23 protein-coding genes and 1 pseudogene are annotated in these 15022 nt (G+C 38.1%); 17 read left to right on the forward strand and 7 right to left on the reverse strand.

The window, feature by feature from the left end; genetic code table 11:
- Window positions 1–86: 86 nt before the first annotated feature.
- Window positions 87–1259 carry a transposase gene (locus DEAC_RS24210; protein ID WP_242847144.1) on the forward strand — a complete coding sequence of 391 codons (1173 nt, stop codon included), beginning with the start codon at window positions 87–89 and terminating at the stop codon, window positions 1257–1259.
- Between the two features lie 226 nt (window positions 1260–1485).
- Here DEAC_RS24210 and DEAC_RS12050 read toward each other — a convergent pair whose 3' ends face one another.
- Window positions 1486–2016, reverse strand: a complete 531-nt coding sequence (locus DEAC_RS12050; protein WP_047810288.1) for a GNAT family N-acetyltransferase — start codon at window positions 2014–2016, stop codon at window positions 1486–1488.
- A gap of 156 nt (window positions 2017–2172) precedes the next feature.
- Between DEAC_RS12050 and DEAC_RS23895 the strand changes: the two genes are divergently transcribed.
- Window positions 2173–2334, forward strand: a complete 162-nt coding sequence (locus DEAC_RS23895) for a hypothetical protein (RefSeq protein WP_200903129.1) — start codon at window positions 2173–2175, stop codon at window positions 2332–2334.
- Window positions 2325–2585 carry a hypothetical protein gene (locus DEAC_RS12055; RefSeq protein WP_345788165.1) on the forward strand — a complete coding sequence of 87 codons (261 nt, stop codon included), beginning with the start codon at window positions 2325–2327 and terminating at the stop codon, window positions 2583–2585. The genes DEAC_RS23895 and DEAC_RS12055 overlap by 10 nt, the downstream gene beginning before the upstream one ends.
- A gap of 106 nt (window positions 2586–2691) precedes the next feature.
- Here DEAC_RS12055 and DEAC_RS12060 read toward each other — a convergent pair whose 3' ends face one another.
- Complete coding sequence (locus DEAC_RS12060) at window positions 2692–3168, reverse strand: hypothetical protein (protein WP_047810289.1); 477 nt, start codon at window positions 3166–3168, stop codon at window positions 2692–2694.
- Window positions 3169–3482: 314 nt separating this feature from the next.
- The gene (locus tag DEAC_RS24560) at window positions 3483–3614 is read right to left on the reverse strand and encodes a hypothetical protein (protein WP_282434450.1); all 132 of its coding nucleotides are present in this window, start codon (window positions 3612–3614) and stop codon (window positions 3483–3485) included.
- A gap of 459 nt (window positions 3615–4073) precedes the next feature.
- Here DEAC_RS24560 and DEAC_RS12065 point away from each other — a divergent pair, with 459 nt between their 5' ends.
- From DEAC_RS12065 to DEAC_RS24570, 7 genes and pseudogenes are all read left to right on the forward strand, one after another.
- Window positions 4074–4439 (forward strand): hypothetical protein, encoded by a 366-nt coding sequence (locus tag DEAC_RS12065; RefSeq protein ID WP_047810290.1) that lies wholly within the window; start codon window positions 4074–4076, stop codon window positions 4437–4439.
- A 26-nt stretch (window positions 4440–4465) separates the two neighbouring features.
- On the forward strand, window positions 4466–4882 hold the full coding sequence (locus tag DEAC_RS12070; protein WP_047810291.1) for a hypothetical protein: 417 nt from the start codon (window positions 4466–4468) through the stop codon (window positions 4880–4882).
- Window positions 4883–4926: 44 nt separating this feature from the next.
- The gene (locus tag DEAC_RS12075) at window positions 4927–5217 is read left to right on the forward strand and encodes a hypothetical protein (RefSeq protein WP_047810292.1); all 291 of its coding nucleotides are present in this window, start codon (window positions 4927–4929) and stop codon (window positions 5215–5217) included.
- A gap of 68 nt (window positions 5218–5285) precedes the next feature.
- Window positions 5286–5735 (forward strand): hypothetical protein, encoded by a 450-nt coding sequence (locus DEAC_RS12080; protein ID WP_152671397.1) that lies wholly within the window; start codon window positions 5286–5288, stop codon window positions 5733–5735.
- A pseudogene (locus tag DEAC_RS23745) lies at window positions 5735–6121 on the forward strand (recombinase family protein); the annotation flags it as partial. The gene DEAC_RS12080 and the pseudogene DEAC_RS23745, both read left to right, overlap by 1 nt.
- A gap of 21 nt (window positions 6122–6142) precedes the next feature.
- The gene (locus DEAC_RS24565; protein WP_282434452.1) at window positions 6143–6319 is read left to right on the forward strand and encodes a sulfatase-like hydrolase/transferase; all 177 of its coding nucleotides are present in this window, start codon (window positions 6143–6145) and stop codon (window positions 6317–6319) included.
- 26 nt (window positions 6320–6345) lie between these two features.
- On the forward strand, window positions 6346–6708 hold the full coding sequence (locus tag DEAC_RS24570) for a sulfatase-like hydrolase/transferase (RefSeq protein ID WP_282434453.1): 363 nt from the start codon (window positions 6346–6348) through the stop codon (window positions 6706–6708).
- Between the two features lie 49 nt (window positions 6709–6757).
- Here DEAC_RS24570 and DEAC_RS22745 read toward each other — a convergent pair whose 3' ends face one another.
- Window positions 6758–7132 carry a peptidoglycan-binding domain-containing protein gene (locus tag DEAC_RS22745; RefSeq protein ID WP_083996118.1) on the reverse strand — a complete coding sequence of 125 codons (375 nt, stop codon included), beginning with the start codon at window positions 7130–7132 and terminating at the stop codon, window positions 6758–6760.
- A gap of 414 nt (window positions 7133–7546) precedes the next feature.
- On the opposite strand from DEAC_RS22745, the gene DEAC_RS12100 reads away from it, so the two are divergent.
- The 4 genes from DEAC_RS12100 (at window position 7547) to DEAC_RS22750 (ending at window position 11240) form a co-directional block, all read left to right on the forward strand.
- Entirely contained in the window at window positions 7547–8779 is a 1233-nt protein-coding gene (locus tag DEAC_RS12100) for an efflux RND transporter periplasmic adaptor subunit (protein WP_047810295.1), read from the forward strand.
- Window positions 8780–8794: 15 nt separating this feature from the next.
- On the forward strand, window positions 8795–9538 hold the full coding sequence (locus tag DEAC_RS12105) for an ABC transporter ATP-binding protein (protein ID WP_047810296.1): 744 nt from the start codon (window positions 8795–8797) through the stop codon (window positions 9536–9538).
- A complete protein-coding gene (locus DEAC_RS12110; RefSeq protein ID WP_047810297.1) occupies window positions 9538–10758 on the forward strand; it encodes an ABC transporter permease in 1221 nt (406 codons plus the stop codon). Before DEAC_RS12105 ends, DEAC_RS12110 begins: the two co-directional genes overlap by 1 nt.
- Window positions 10759–11090: 332 nt before the next feature.
- On the forward strand, window positions 11091–11240 hold the full coding sequence (locus DEAC_RS22750) for a transposase (protein ID WP_282434454.1): 150 nt from the start codon (window positions 11091–11093) through the stop codon (window positions 11238–11240).
- Window positions 11241–11324: 84 nt separating this feature from the next.
- On the opposite strand, the gene DEAC_RS12115 is transcribed toward DEAC_RS22750, so the two are convergent.
- Window positions 11325–12080, reverse strand: coding sequence for a sulfite exporter TauE/SafE family protein (locus tag DEAC_RS12115; protein ID WP_047810298.1), 756 nt, complete (start codon window positions 12078–12080; stop codon window positions 11325–11327).
- Window positions 12081–12318: 238 nt separating this feature from the next.
- On the opposite strand from DEAC_RS12115, the gene DEAC_RS12120 reads away from it, so the two are divergent.
- On the forward strand, window positions 12319–12615 hold the full coding sequence (locus DEAC_RS12120; RefSeq protein WP_053006412.1) for a hypothetical protein: 297 nt from the start codon (window positions 12319–12321) through the stop codon (window positions 12613–12615).
- A gap of 168 nt (window positions 12616–12783) precedes the next feature.
- Here DEAC_RS12120 and DEAC_RS12125 read toward each other — a convergent pair whose 3' ends face one another.
- Window positions 12784–13287, reverse strand: a complete 504-nt coding sequence (locus DEAC_RS12125) for an RrF2 family transcriptional regulator (protein WP_047810299.1) — start codon at window positions 13285–13287, stop codon at window positions 12784–12786.
- 185 nt (window positions 13288–13472) lie between these two features.
- Here DEAC_RS12125 and DEAC_RS12130 point away from each other — a divergent pair, with 185 nt between their 5' ends.
- Window positions 13473–13844 carry a pyridoxamine 5'-phosphate oxidase family protein gene (locus DEAC_RS12130; protein ID WP_047810300.1) on the forward strand — a complete coding sequence of 124 codons (372 nt, stop codon included), beginning with the start codon at window positions 13473–13475 and terminating at the stop codon, window positions 13842–13844.
- Window positions 13845–13866: 22 nt separating this feature from the next.
- Entirely contained in the window at window positions 13867–14043 is a 177-nt protein-coding gene (locus tag DEAC_RS22755) for a 4Fe-4S binding protein (protein WP_083996120.1), read from the forward strand.
- Between the two features lie 536 nt (window positions 14044–14579).
- Here the strand turns inward: DEAC_RS22755 and DEAC_RS12135 are convergent.
- Complete coding sequence (locus tag DEAC_RS12135) at window positions 14580–14768, reverse strand: hypothetical protein (protein WP_047810301.1); 189 nt, start codon at window positions 14766–14768, stop codon at window positions 14580–14582.
- Between the last annotated feature and the right edge of the window lie 254 nt (window positions 14769–15022).

Below are 15022 nucleotides of genomic sequence, written 5' to 3' on the forward strand. Positions count from 1 at the left end.
AATATTACAGATTTCAGAAGTGTATCAAATTCGGACTTTTTCTCTCTCTTGCTTCCTGCTAAAATCAGATTGGAAGAGAGGATGAAATGCGAAAGAACGACTTTGTAAAATTAGTAAACTACATGAAGAATGTTTATCAGATAGATCATGGTTTGAATCAATTATCTGACGGAAGAGTTAAGCCCACTTATTGCACGGGTCAAGTTATTCTGCCTGTGCTTTTAGGTTTTTTGCTTAGAATAAAAAGCTTTAACGAGCTGAATTTTATGATAAAGAATCATGAGTTTAGTAAACTATTTCCCCGAAGAACTAAGCTGCCGCAAATTGATGCCATTAGAGATACGCTGAAGGTCCTAGATCTCGAAGGACTAAAACAAGTCAATCAAAACATCGTAAAAACAGCTGTTGAGAATAAAGTTTTCGACAATGGAACGATTGATGGAACAAAGTTTTTTGGGAGCAATAAGAAAAGTTGTCCAGAATGCTTGAAAAATATCAAAGGCAATAAGATCCATAGTTTCCATAGTGGCGCTGTCATATCAACAGTGGGTAAAGGTTCCAAACTGGTGATTGGCTTTGAAATGTACAGGCCCGGAGAAGATTCTGCTTCAAAGGATGAGGGTGAGCTGAACGTTGCGAAAAGGTTGCTTTCAAGCACCATGAAGAGCCAAAAAAGATTAATGGATGTTGTCGTTTATGATGCCCTTGCCTGTAATTCAGTTTGGATTAACCACTGCAAAAACCTCGGCATTGATACCATAGTCCGAGCAAAAAATAATAATAATAATAAGAGTTTGCGGTCAGCAAGAAAGAAGACAAATAAGTCGAAGACAGTTGGTGTTTGGGAAGATGAAAAGGGATTCGAGAAAGTAGAAGTTTACGAGTCAACATTTACCATGGACAATGTTGATCAACCGTTACGTTTTGTAAAATTTACAATGCAACATAAGGACAAGAAGCGTACACAACTTATGATAGTGACGACCTCTATGGATATGGCCCATAAAACTTTGTTCAAAATCATTAGAGCGCGTTGGGATATAGAGAACTCAATCTTTAACAACCTTAAGAGTGAATATGGCTTAGAGCATTGTTTTGTGCGCGGCGGGAATGCCGTAGAAGCAGTGCTCAATTTAATCTTTATTGCATCAAATCTATCTCATGCAGTTATTTTTGGTGAGGCGACTGAGAAACCATTTCACAACTCAACGAGAAATGGTAAGGCTTTTATTAAAAGGACTATATCTGCTGAAGTCTAATGCCGAAACAGTTTTTAGTAGTTCATAGAGAAATAATAGTAAATAAGAAAGCTAATTTTGGGGTAGGGGAAGGTGTAGCCTCCGTGCAGTTAAATTAAGTAAATAATGTTGATATAATACATAATGAGTCAATTCCTTAGCAATGATCGGTAGAAATCAAATGGAAGCTAAATTGCTCCTGATGAACTAGTAAGTTATTTCTCCGATTTGTAGATGTGGATGTTTACTATCGATTGTAGCGCCCTTGATAACCTGGAAAACTGCTTAATTCACCATTTGTAAGAAGTCTAAACCCCATCTTAATCCAGAATGAACGGGCCTCGGTAAGGGAACCGAGAATAATATACCTAAACCCAAAATCGCTTGCAAAATCTTTTAGCCAATTAATACAATAAGTTCCGATCCCTCTTCGTCTAAGTTGCAAAGGCAATGTTAATCGATCAACGTAAATTCCCTGTTCTGAATTACAGAAATGAAAGCAAAATTGAGTAAATTCTTCCTGCGTTAGATCTTCTAAATTTACCTCATGAGGGTTATAATTTATTACTTGAAATTGAAGTTTATGGTTTATGCTTAAGAAGTCTATTAAAATTTCTGCTCTGATCCGGAAGCTCTCATAAGGAAAAATCCTGTAGAGCTCTCTTGGCACAGGTGTTTGTATTTCATGAACAAATATTCCAGTATCATTTAATTTATTAGGATAGCATGATAAAATCACTCCCTTTCGCATGAATAAAACTTTTGTTTGGTATAGCATATGTATCTAAAATGGAATTATCAACCCTCTTCAATTTTTTGTCGATGAGGGTTGATATAATTTTATGTAAGAAATGTTGATGTAAAAAAAGAGAACTGAACAATGGGAACGTAAGTTCTATATACAACCAAATATATGTACTGAGAGGCAATAAAAATGAAAGATGTCTGCGCTGAGTGTAATAGGAAATCCTATTGTACGGAACCCTGTGAAGAATGGTTAATTGTCCATGATCAATGCCCTGTATGCCACAACAAACTAATACATATCGGAGGATGCACCGAATGTATTACGGGTGATTGGGCGAAGTGTGGCTAGAGATGAAAGGCGTTATGGCTCCTATCGAAATGATCGCATGGTTTGATATCCCCGGTACATCGCGTCCGATTCGCTTTCGGCATGAAGGCAACGTTATTAAAGTTGAGATAATTATAAGAATATCTGAAGAGAAAATTGCCGGAAACCGAATGAGGATTTATGATTGTCAGAGTGAGATCCATGGGCTAATGAAACAATTTCAATTGAAGTATGAGCTAAATACGTGTAAGTGGTTCTTGTGGAAGATATAAATGGATCTAAGATTTGATGTTCGATAAGTGGGAGTTTAGTGAACCAATTAACCTTATTAGTTTAATTCTAAGAGTTGGGTTGTACTCTGGAACGGAATGTTATTTTTTAAATAGGGTTCCTTATAAGAGAGCTTGTTTTGACGAATACCCAGGTAATAGTTGTCCACCAAAACAAAAAAGTAAGATAAGCAAAGTATGGATAATACCAGGGTTTAAAATCAAATAAGCCTACATTATGAACCAAGTAACCATATCCAACACTGAAAACCGCAAATCCTAAAACATAAGCATATTGAAATAACTTTTGTAACGGTAAAAAACGGAGAAAGATCATAACGGTTAAAATCCAACTGGGAGGAGAAAGTAAATTTTCTCCTAAAACATTAAAAATGCCAGCATTTTTAAAGCATATAATGTGTAGTACATTCTGAAATAAGCCAACTACTACTACATCACCAAATCCTCCAAAAAGCACACCGTAAATAAAGTAGTTTTTTAAATCTTTCTGGGGGATGGTTAGAATTACGATTATGAAAGCTATTAATATATACGATGGATAAAATAATGTAGACAGATAAAACACAACCTTTGCTCTTTTCTGTTGATAGTTTGATACTAGTAAGATTTTTTATGCATAAACATAAGTTTAACCCCTACGTAAATTACTATTCTTCATTTGAGTTTCCAGAACAAAAGTAGGGGTAACTTACCTTCGCTAAAGACCCATTTAACGAAACTCTTATTAAATATTGACTTGCAATACACACCATACAGAGCTATCATGTCCTACAACCCTGGTGTAACCATCGGGCGATGTTATTCGTTATAGTTTAATCATGGGAAATGTTAAGTGATGATGATTAAGAGCTACCCGTCGGATAGCTCTTTTAGTTTCAACTATTCTAGGGATTCATTTTTTGATTCTGCTTGATTTTCGTTTTCTTCCATAGAATACGATAAATAATAAGATAAGGGATCACTTTTGGCAATGTATGATAACATCTTAGAAAAGCTTGTTATAAAGGTCATAGGATCACCTCCTAATAGTTGTTTTATGGTTACCGTAATATGGAATATTATACGGTTAAGTTTAATTATTGTGGCGGCCTTTTAATTCAATTTAAATTATATGGCTTATTGCCAAAGACAGTCCTCCCAGGACGAACACCCAGCTTCATACCAGTAGTTTTCTAGATGTCAACATTATAGAGAATCAAAGCAATATGGAGAATTTAGAAGATGATCGTTCGTCTAAGAAACGCTCAAAAGGCTAGATTAGAAAACGCCAAAATTGGCACTCATGCCTGAATTTGGCGTTTTTTGAGTAGTGGATGTACCTGAAACTTGTCATAGCGCCCATTATAGGACACATCCTATAGAGGTAAATACTTGCCGTAATGCGAATACTTATTAATGAACGTTTGTAGGAAATGGTGAAGTAAAGATTATTTAACAAAAGAAATAAATCAGAATTTGAGGTGAAATACTCTGGACAACTATACAAGAGAAGAATTAGAAAAAGCTCTAAAAATTGTTTTTTCAATTATTAGTAGATGTGAAAAAACGCAGCCAAAATTTCTGGAAGGCACCTCTCAGCACTCACTCCTTAAGAATAGGATAAAAGCAATGTATATTTCAAAATCATTAATAACTGATGAAAATGTTTTGGACAAGTATACAAAAGATGAATTGATAGAAGCACTGCGACCCGTGTCTTCAATTATCAGCAAATGCGAAAAAGCACAGCAAAAATTTGCGGAGGGTACCTCTCATCACACTCGCTTTAAGAGCATGATAAAAGCTATGGATATTTCAAGATCATTGATAAAAGATGAAATTCGTAAAAGAGGTTGAAAAAGAATGACCTGGAGGTAGGAAGTATGAATGATATTACAAAAAATTTAATTGATGCAGGCTTAGTTGGTGCTGAAGTAAGAAGTGCCTTAGAAGAATTAAAAGAGGATGATATGTACTCCCTTGACCGTGATTATGATTGCAGCATAGATTCTGATGAGCCAGTTTATCATAATCCAGAGTATAATGTGCCATTGGATATTTACTACATTCCCGAAGCGTTGGAATATCACTTTGATAAACTAAAATGGGAATTAGGCAGAAAAGTAGGGGGAGAACCTTTGTCTCCTGAGGGCATTGAGAAAGAGGACATTGAAGAGGCAGAAATGGTTTTTTCTAGACTCCGAACTAAAGCCTTTGAAAAAAAGAAACGGATACGTGAACAGGAAATTATCGATGAACTTGTAAAGTTATTACCGTTATACAACATTAAAAGCAATTGAACTTTTGGGGGTAATTGAATGGAAGAGGATGCTGTCTCTATGCCATGATGGTAAAAAGATTATTAACCGGAGGAACCCCAGACGAAGCTTATCAATATGTTCAGAGAACTGCCCATGAGCTCTTTAAAGAGACAATAATGAATGATGAGTTAATTCATTACGATCGTATTCTAAATGGTATACTGCCGCAGCTTCAAGAGGACGAGATTAGCTCGAGTGGATATGTAGTTCACACGTATATTACACAAAGTGTTTTCTATGGAGGCAAACAAAGGCATATAGATAATTGCGGGACGGTAGCGGAGTCGGTTTGCTGGATTTGCAACACCATATAATAGGAAGAAAAATTTCGTGTGATGTTGGGAGGATTAAAGAAGAGACAATTAAATGCCTGTTTGTAAGGATGTTTAACCAGCTTTATAGTAACCGGGCCAAGATGCTAGAAGAGTATAAGGTTCGACTTGAACGAGAAAAGTTAACTGACTTAGATAATGAGCGCATCGCGAAGTTAGATGAGGAAATTGGGAAACTTATTAAACAAGAACGGGCGCTATTTTTAATAGAAGAAAAGGGCTATGCAGACCACAATTTGGTGAAAGCTGAACACGAAAATCTCGTGGTCAGATTAACTGGGCTTCAAACGGAACGATCTGATTGGATGGCTGAAACCATACTTGAGGCCCAATGTGGTAACCTCACAGAATTTAACGATGATTTGTATCGGAAGATAGTCGAAAAAATAGTGGTCAAAGAGCGAACCAAATTAATATTCCAATTAAAAAATGGCCTTGCTTTTGAGGAAACATACACCTTGAAGCGAGGCCACGATATTTTTAGGGAGGTTTTTTTATAATGGCAACAGTAACAGTGATTCCAGCAAAATCGATGCAAGAGTTAAAGGGTTTAGAGGCTACCGCAAAACTTAGAGTTTGTGCTTATGCTCGGGTTTCAACAGATAATGAGGAACAAATTTCCAGCTATCAGGCGCAGGTTGAGCATTACACCTCTTATATCCAGAACAATCCAGCTTGGGAATTTGTAGATATTTTCTCGGACGAAGGAATCAGCGGTACGAACACCAAGAAACGTGAGGGTTTCAATCGCATGATAGAGGAATGTATGGCTGGCAAGATCGATATGGTGATTACCAAGTCAATTAGTAGATTTGCTCGCAATACTCTCGACACTTTGAAATATGTACGTCAACTCAAGGAGAAGGGAGTGGCTATTTATTTGGATGTAATTCCCTATGCTCAATATATGATCAGGCCGATCGAGGCACTACCGAGCATACTCCACAGACAAGGGTATGCTACTTCAGCCATTCACACTTATGACAACTGGTTTTATAATCGAAACAATGTGTATAAAGAAATGGGCTTTGATAAATTTATCAGTAAGGAGTTCTTTGACAGGCCTGAATACAAAGGACAATAATTCGAGATACAGAGCTAACTCAGAAAATTCTTGACGAAGTCAAAGAAACTCAGAAACCAGATTTTTTTTATGCTATTTCCATGGAGAACCACGGTCCTTATTCCAGTGTTGAGAATCCTCAAAACACCATTAAGGTTAAGGACAGTCATTTAAGCCCAGATTCTCAGGCCTTGCTGAATAATTCCTGTAATACAATTGCAGATGTTGATCAATCGCTCAAGCAACTCATTGAGGGTTTAAAACAGATAAAACAACCGACAGAAGTAATTTTTATGGTGATCACCTTCCAATGTTGGGGGACAACTATAGCGTCTATCGAGAAGCGGGATTTATTAAAGGTGATAACTCGTATCAAGATTATTTTACGCTGCACAGTGTTCCCTTTGTAACCTGGAATAACTTTTCGACGACCAAACTAAACCTGAGGCTGTCGGCCAACTATATGGGAACGTTCGCTTTACAACTTGCCCGGAAATCTGGAAGCCCCATGACAGATTTTCTTTCAGCATAAGCGTTGGTCAAGGCTTCACTTGTGTTTGCTCCAACGATGCCATCGACACTTAAAGAGTTTGCTCTTTGAAAATCAACAACTCCCGCTTTGGTTTTTGCACCGAAGATACCGTCAGGACTACCAACATTATCACCCAGGTAGTTCAGTTCGGTTTGCACCTGAGTGACCTCAGGGCCAGTCGAGTCGACTTCTAATAAGTATTGCCTGTGGATGCTTGTGCAGTTTGAGCGAAGCCGAAAACGAAAAAGGTTGCAAGAAATAATAGGGCCGACAAACTCCTTTTCATAAAGCAACTCCTTCATATTTAGTTCGAAACTTGTATGTGATTAGTTTCATTATATATAAGAAGAATGGACAAACTATAAAGGAAATGTATCCTTAACATTAATATTTTTATAAGAAATTGTTAAAGAAGGATAGGATTCAATCATTAAAAAATGCAATTCTATTTCTTGAAACTTAACAAAGATATGTGTCAAAACTGGACTTTGCTTAAAAATATAATGAAAATAAATTAATTGTGAGTTTATTAAATTTAAACTATAAACATTTAATTGTAAATAGAAACTGATGACAATTTTTCCAGTAAATCAAATAATGTTTGGTTATTAAATTCATAATTTCTTCACACATTCCTGTTTTGGTTGTGTTAATATTGCACTTGTCGTTGAAAATACTTCGAAAAAATCTCAGTAAAAAACAGGAGTGTGCAAGTTATGAAAAGAAGACGAATTGATTGGGTTATCTCAGGTGTCCTAATTGTAGCTGTAGCACTAGTTGGTGGAAATATACTCTATAACACCCAAAATGCTAAAGCAGATACACCAAGTTATATTACAGGAACAGTAAGAATGGGTACTGTCGAGAAATCAGTCAGTGCATCAGGAACGATTCAACCGCTCAATCAATACGATTTATCTTCAGGCAGCGGAGGGAAAATTACCGAGATTGATGTTAAAGTCGGCGATTCGGTGAAGGCCGGTCAACAATTAGCGAAGCTTGATCCAAGTCAGGCTCAAGAACAGCTCGACACAGCGCAAGCAAACCTAATCCAAGCCCAAGCAAAAGTTGATCAAGCCGGATCCAACAGCGCTAATCTAGAAGCTGCTCAGCTTCAACTTTCTTCAGCCCAAATCGCTTATGATTCCGCAGAGACTGCTCTTGCGGATACTATTATCAAGGCACCTGCCGCTGGCATAATTACCGCTGTCAATGGTCAGGTTGGCTCAGGTTCATCAAGTGGAACTTCATCAAGTAGTCAATCCTCTTCAAATAGTACAGGAAGCCAAGGAAACAGCGCTTTGATCTCTATGATAGGTACTTCTGACACGATGCAAGTGGTCGTTCCTGTCAATCAAGTGGACATTGGCAAAGTCAGTGTCGGGCAAGCGGCCAATATCACCTTGGATGCCTATCAGGGACAGACTTTTTCAGGAAAAGTGACTCAAGTGAGCCCAACGGGCACATCGCAAAGCGGTGTAACCACCTTCAACGTAACGATTAATGTTACCAATAAAGATAATGAAATGAAATCTGGAATGAGTGCTAACGTAACGATCATTATTGCTCAAAAACAAAACGTTCTCACGATACCAAGTTCGGCAGTTCATACCAAGGGTTCTAATGAAACCGTTTCCTTGCTGAAAACTGGTTCCACGGTACCGGTTACTCAAACCATCCAAACTGGGTTAGACGATGGCAAGAATGTCGAAGTTGTTCAAGGACTCCAAGCGGGCGATAAAATCGTGCTAGGAATCCGAAGCACGAGCTCGCCAACGAAATCCCAAACCTCACAATCGGGGAATTCCCTAAATAAAGCCTTAGGCGGAAGCACTGGCAATTTCGGCGGCTACGGCGGAGGCATGGGAGGCTATGGCGGCGGTGCCGGAGGAGGCCGAGGAGGATATTCAGGCGGCAATGGCGGTTCATCGAGCAGAACTCAAGGTTAGAAAGCAGGTGATTGAATGATTATCCTTAAAGATATATTAAAAATTTATAAAACGGGAGATGTCGAACTAAGAGCACTGTCGGGGATTAATTTAAAGATAGAGGACGGAGAATTTGTGGCCATCATGGGGCCCTCCGGTTCCGGTAAATCGACGATGATGAACATTCTCGGTTGTTTAGATACCGTGACCTCGGGAGAGTATTTGTTAGATGACTTAAATATCAACCATGCCCGTGAGGATGAACTAGCCGAAATTCGCAATCAAAAGATCGGCTTCGTTTTCCAGAGCTTTAACCTTTTATCCCGAACGACGGCGTTAGAAAATGTTGAATTGCCCATGCTTTATAACGGGATTGGTGCTCGGGAAAGACGGATCAGAGCCACCAATGCTCTGACTGCAGTAGGACTCTCTTCACGGCTTCACCATAAGCCCAATGAATTGTCCGGGGGGCAACAGCAGAGGGTTGCTATTGCCCGCTCCCTTGTGAATAATCCTGTAATTTTAATGGCGGATGAACCGACTGGAAATCTTGACAGCAAATCAAGTATAGAGGTTATGAATATCTTTCAGCAATTGAATACTCTGGGAATTACCATAGTCCTGGTTACTCACGAACCGGATATAGCTCAATACAGCAAGCGGATTATTCATTTCAAAGATGGCTCTATTGATCGGGATGAGATTGTTAAAAATAGAAGTATCGCCGAAGGCGAACCTTTAAATTTGAACATTAATTGGCGATCGGAGGTGGCCAGCTGATGAATTTTCTGGAAAATATCAGGATTGCATTGCGTGGCCTGAGATCGAATAAACTTCGTTCAGTTCTTACGATGTTGGGAATCATCATTGGAGTGGGTGCCGTGATTATTATGGTCTCCATTGGTCAAGGCGCCAAGGCATCGGTAGCAGGTCAGATCCAAGGATTGGGGTCGAATTTACTCATTGTAACACCGGGTCAGTCCAACACAGCTGGCGTCAAAGGCGGCATGGGAAGTTTAAACAATATGACCATGGATGATGTCAATGCCATTAAAAGCAGCGCTGATGCCGTGGCAAGTGTTGCCCCCACAACCAGTAAACAGGCACAGGTGGTTTATGGAAGTGAGAACACGAGCACACAGGTTGTAGGAACAACCCCTTCCTATGCAGATGTCCGTAATCAGCAAGCAAGTATTGGACGATTCTTTACCGATCAAGAAAACCAAGATAATGCTCAGGTAGCAGTGATTGGTACGACGGTAGTACAAGATTTAACGGGTAATCCCAATACCAACATGGTTGGACAAACCATTAATATAAATCAAGTCCCTTTCCAAGTCATTGGAATCTTGCAAAGCAAAGGGTCGAGCGGAGCGAGCAATAATGATGACCAAATTGTGGTGCCGATCTCTTCGGCTGAGACAAGGCTCATCGGCTCAGATAGTATTCGCACAATTTATGTAGAAGCAAAAAGCTCTGATTTAATGGATACGGCTAGCGGCGAGATTACCCAAATTTTGCGCCAACAGCATGGCCTGAGCTTCAACGCAACCAATGACTTTACGGTAACGAGTCAAACGGATATCTTGTCAACCGCCGAAGGTGTATCCCAATCCTTGACTCTCTTACTCAGTGGAGTTGCGGCAATTTCCCTCTTAGTCGGGGGAATAGGAATCATGAACATCATGTTGGTTTCTGTGACAGAGCGAACGCGCGAAATAGGAATTCGCAAAGCCATCGGTGCCAAACGAAAAACGATTATGCTTCAGTTCTTAATAGAAGCGGTGATTATAAGTATGCTCGGCGGTGTTCTAGGAATTCTGTTTGGATCCGGAGGTTCATCCTTACTCAACAAATTTGCGGGAATAACAACTCAAATCTCAACATCTCCGATCATTATGGCCTTTGCTTTCTCGTTTGCTATTGGGATAATTTTCGGAGTATTTCCTGCTCGAAAGGCTGCAAAATTACACCCAATTGATGCTCTGCGTTATGAATAGCTAAGAAGCGAAAGTGGAAACGATTGATAATATATCATGGACTAAGAAATAAGAATTAAGAATTAAGAATTAAGAATTAAGAATCCCTCTGTACGTGATGGACAGAAAAGTACATCTAACGTGCAGGGGGATTGGTTATCGGCTAGAAAAATCTTTGCAGCCAAGTATCTCTTGTTTAAGAATACCTATCCATAGGTTTACCAATAATACGGCAGTTCCTATTACCATTCGTACGATAGTTCTGGCTGGTCTATGAACTATTCGAATTTAAGGAAAAGCAACTGGCAAGAGTGTCCAAATTAAACCACAGATCTTAAAAGTTATACAAAATCATTAGAGCGCGTTGGGATATAGAGAACTCAATCTTTAACAACCTTAAGAGTGAATATGGCTTAGAGCATTGTTTTGTGCGTGGTGGGAATGCCGTAGAAGCAGTGCTCAATTTAATCTTTATTGCATCAAATCTCGTGCAGTTAAATTAAGTAAATAATGTTGATATAATACATAATGAGTCAATTCCTTAGCAATGATCGGTAGAAATCAAGTGGAAGCTAAATTGCTCATCATTAAGAAATAAAGGATTTTACTAGTAGTACTGTTCCTAATGCTGTAATAAGGAAAAACACGTATCGTTGAAATTTGGCCGTAGGAATATGTCGATGAATCATCGTACCAACTATAGTTGCTGCAAGTATTGCTGGTAAAGAGAGTCCAAAAAGAGTAAACACGTCGCTAGTCCAAAATCCACCGATACCTTGTCCAGCAACAATTAGGGCCCCTGATATGAAAAAATAGGCCTGCATAGTACTCCGAAATTTATCAGGGTGCCATTTACGCAATGAACCGTAGATTGCCACTGGTACACCATTGAAGTTGTATGCACTGCCAAATACGCCGGAGAAAAAACCAAATAATAGGCCCCACCGGCTATGAATTTTCATAGACAATGTATTCTGTAGTGCAACTCGACTTTGGCGAATAGAGTAAATTCCGTAAGTGATAAGCACAGCACCAAGCAAGCCAGTGATGGCTTTCACCGGGACGAAGGTTACCATAAAAAGCCCAACTGGAATGCCAACAAGAGCAGCAAAAACAAGCGGGAGTAGCGATGTAGTGTCAATATGACGCCAGCCTGTAATAACTGCAAGCAAGGCGGCTGTTAGCCCGACAAACCCCATTAAGGATACGGCGGTGTGTAGACTAATTGGAAGTAGAGTGAGTAATGGCATACTTATAACTGCTTCACCAAAACCAAAAGTTGTTCTCGTTAAAGCACCAAGGAAGACTACGGAAATTACCGCTAATATGAGTAAAATAGACATGTAACCCCTCAATCTTAATATTCTTTAATCTATTTTACTCTATTTATTCAAAACAAGTAAATAATCAGAAATAAACATCTTCTAGAAAATATCTCCTCGCCCACTAACACCCCAGCTACCTCCAGAAGAAATAGCCGCCGTAATAAAGCCCAGTTACCAGTCAACCTACCGGACTCCTTCAATCCTGCAGGATGGATGTGGTTGCCTGGTGGGATAGGTCATAAGGGAGTTGTAGGTAATGGGCAAAGCACAAAAGGCACAAATCGGAGGCTTATATTTTATGACAACAACGGTTGATTATCAGAACCATATTATACAATTCAAGATTATAACTGGCCCAGATAGACTTGAAGAAGTCAAACAACTTTTTTTAGAGTATTCTCAATCGCTCACTATAGATCTTACTTTCCAAGACTTCGAAACAGAATTCAACACTTTACCGGGAAAGTATGGTCCCCCTAATGGAGTTTTAATATTAGCTTTAGTTGATGGTAGAGAAGCAGGGTGTATTGCCCTTCGCAAGATTTATACATGAAATTTGGATTTCACGATATTGAGCCTTACGTTTATAATCCAATTAAAGGGACTAGATTTATGGATTCCGGGGAAAGGACATGTTTGGTTAATGATATATCGTAGGCAGTATAAGAAAAATGTGAACTAACTTTGTTCCGAGTTAGCCATGGTATAGGTCACCTTATCACTACTTCCTTGCATTATTAAACCATTCAATTGTTGCATGTTTCATTTCCTTCGGAAGTATTTTGTTATATACCTCATCATATAGCCAGGCCAATGTCTTATTACTTAAATATTTTCTCATTTCCTCTTCTGCTTCTGACATTACAACTTTTATCAAACAAGGACATTTGGTATATGTATCTGGTAAATTGTCTTTGTCTAATAATATATTATTTTGTCGAATTTCTGCACACTGAAAAAATGGTTCACTTCCTTCTACTGCTTCAACAACATCCCAAAATGTTATTTCTTCTGCATTACGAGCTAGTGCATAACCACCTTTTACACCTGGTATAGATTTTATAATTCCTGACTTACTTAATTTTGCATATACTTTTGATAAATAAGTTTCCGAGATACCTTGAAATGTCGCTAAATCCCTTATTCCCACAGATTTACCTTCTTCTGCGTTTACCATGTATAATAAGCAATGTATTGCATATTCTACTCCTACTGAAAATTTCATTTTTCGTACTCCTTTGATATATTATCTTTTCCTTTATTGATAATAACCTCTCATACAGCATTAAATATATACTCTTTTATAAAATATTTCTATTGACAAAAAGGGAATAAAATTATACTCTCTTTATGGACAATATTTATCGACGATAGTTGCTATCCATATTTTTGAGAAAGAGGGATTATGAAATGTTTACAGAAAAATTTTTTGAAGTTCTAAATCATGAAGGTGTAGTTTCTATTGTAACCTGTTCAAATAATGAAGCTCATATCTCTAATACATGGAACAGTTATTTAATTATTGTAGAAGGAAATAAAATTTTAATTCCTGCAGCTGCTATGATTAAAACAGAAGAAAATATTAATGCTAACCCTAAAGTTAAATTGACTCTTGGTAGTAAGGAAGTAATGGGCTACAAATATATGGGAACTGGATTTTCACTTGAAGGAACTGCCAAATTCCTAAAAGATGGAGATAACTTTAAGATGATGAAAGAAAAGTGTCCATTCCTTACAAGAACATTAGAAGTTACAGTTACTTCTTGTAAACAAACATTATAATTTTTTTGATGAGAAGAGAATTATGCCTAGAAAAATTAATAAATTAGATTGTGTAGGTTGTGGAACTTGCCAACGAGTATGCATTATTGGATGTATCACAGAAGAGAAAGATAGAAAGAGAACAATCAAGGAATCTGGTTGTGTTGACTGCGGTGCATGTCAACTTGCTTGTCCTAAAAAATGCATTTCAAGTAATTAACTAAAAAGATATGAATTTAAAGAGAGGTAGCTAGATTATATTGTCTTAATTAGCTTTTACAAGGTCTAGAATTAATTCTAGATCTTATTTTTTATATAAAATAACATATCTTATAGGACTATAGTGAATAATAAGCTACAAGTATGCAATAATACTATTCCATGAAATCCATTCTTCAAACTATATTCTATATGCCTCTTGAAATAACCTTTTCAGAGTCAAGTTTCCTATAATTCACATGTAATATACGCAATCCATTTATTCCCATTATCTTACTTCGCAGACCCAAGATGGTGGTCTCAACCAAAGGAAGGTAGAAATGTGGTGGCACACTAGCTCTATGAGAATCGTTACTGTTGCTTAAGGGGGATAGTGTTAGTGACGCCGTATAGTGTCCGTTAATTGACGGTATATTTTGTCGTAGATTAGATGAGATATTAGTCGGTCAGTCTGTCCGTCAGTCCGTCAGTCATTGGTATTTTGTTGTCATACAACAAAGGGAGAACTTCTCAGTTCTCTCTTTGTGTTCTTTTAAGCTATTTAGCCTTTTTGTGGGGCAACGATATCAAATCAAAGAAGATTCTAGTGCCTTCAACATCAAACTTTGCGACCATTGTCGCGACGGCAAGATTTATTAGGGCATTCTGAGTCATTCCAAAGGATATGGCCATTTTATTAAGTCCGTCTTTGACAGTCTCTGGTAGTTCAATCGACTGTCTTGGCAAATTTTTTCCCTCCTCATTTTGATTCACAGTATTATCCGAATTGCATCTGAATAACACCATAATGAATCCGTTGTAAGACTATCTTTTACTTAGATAGCTTTTCTTTGCAGTATTGGCCAGAATGTCGGCCCTTCCCTCTTTTAACTTTTCTTCAAATACTTTTCTAAACCAGGCAACCCTGATTTTTGGTGGGCGGGTACTGGTTAAATTTATCGTTCACTTTGCAAACAGCTTCAATTATTTCGCGTTCCTCA

The sequence above is a fragment of the Desulfosporosinus acididurans genome (assembly GCF_001029285.1).
Classification (GTDB): domain Bacteria; phylum Bacillota; class Desulfitobacteriia; order Desulfitobacteriales; family Desulfitobacteriaceae; genus Desulfosporosinus; species Desulfosporosinus acididurans.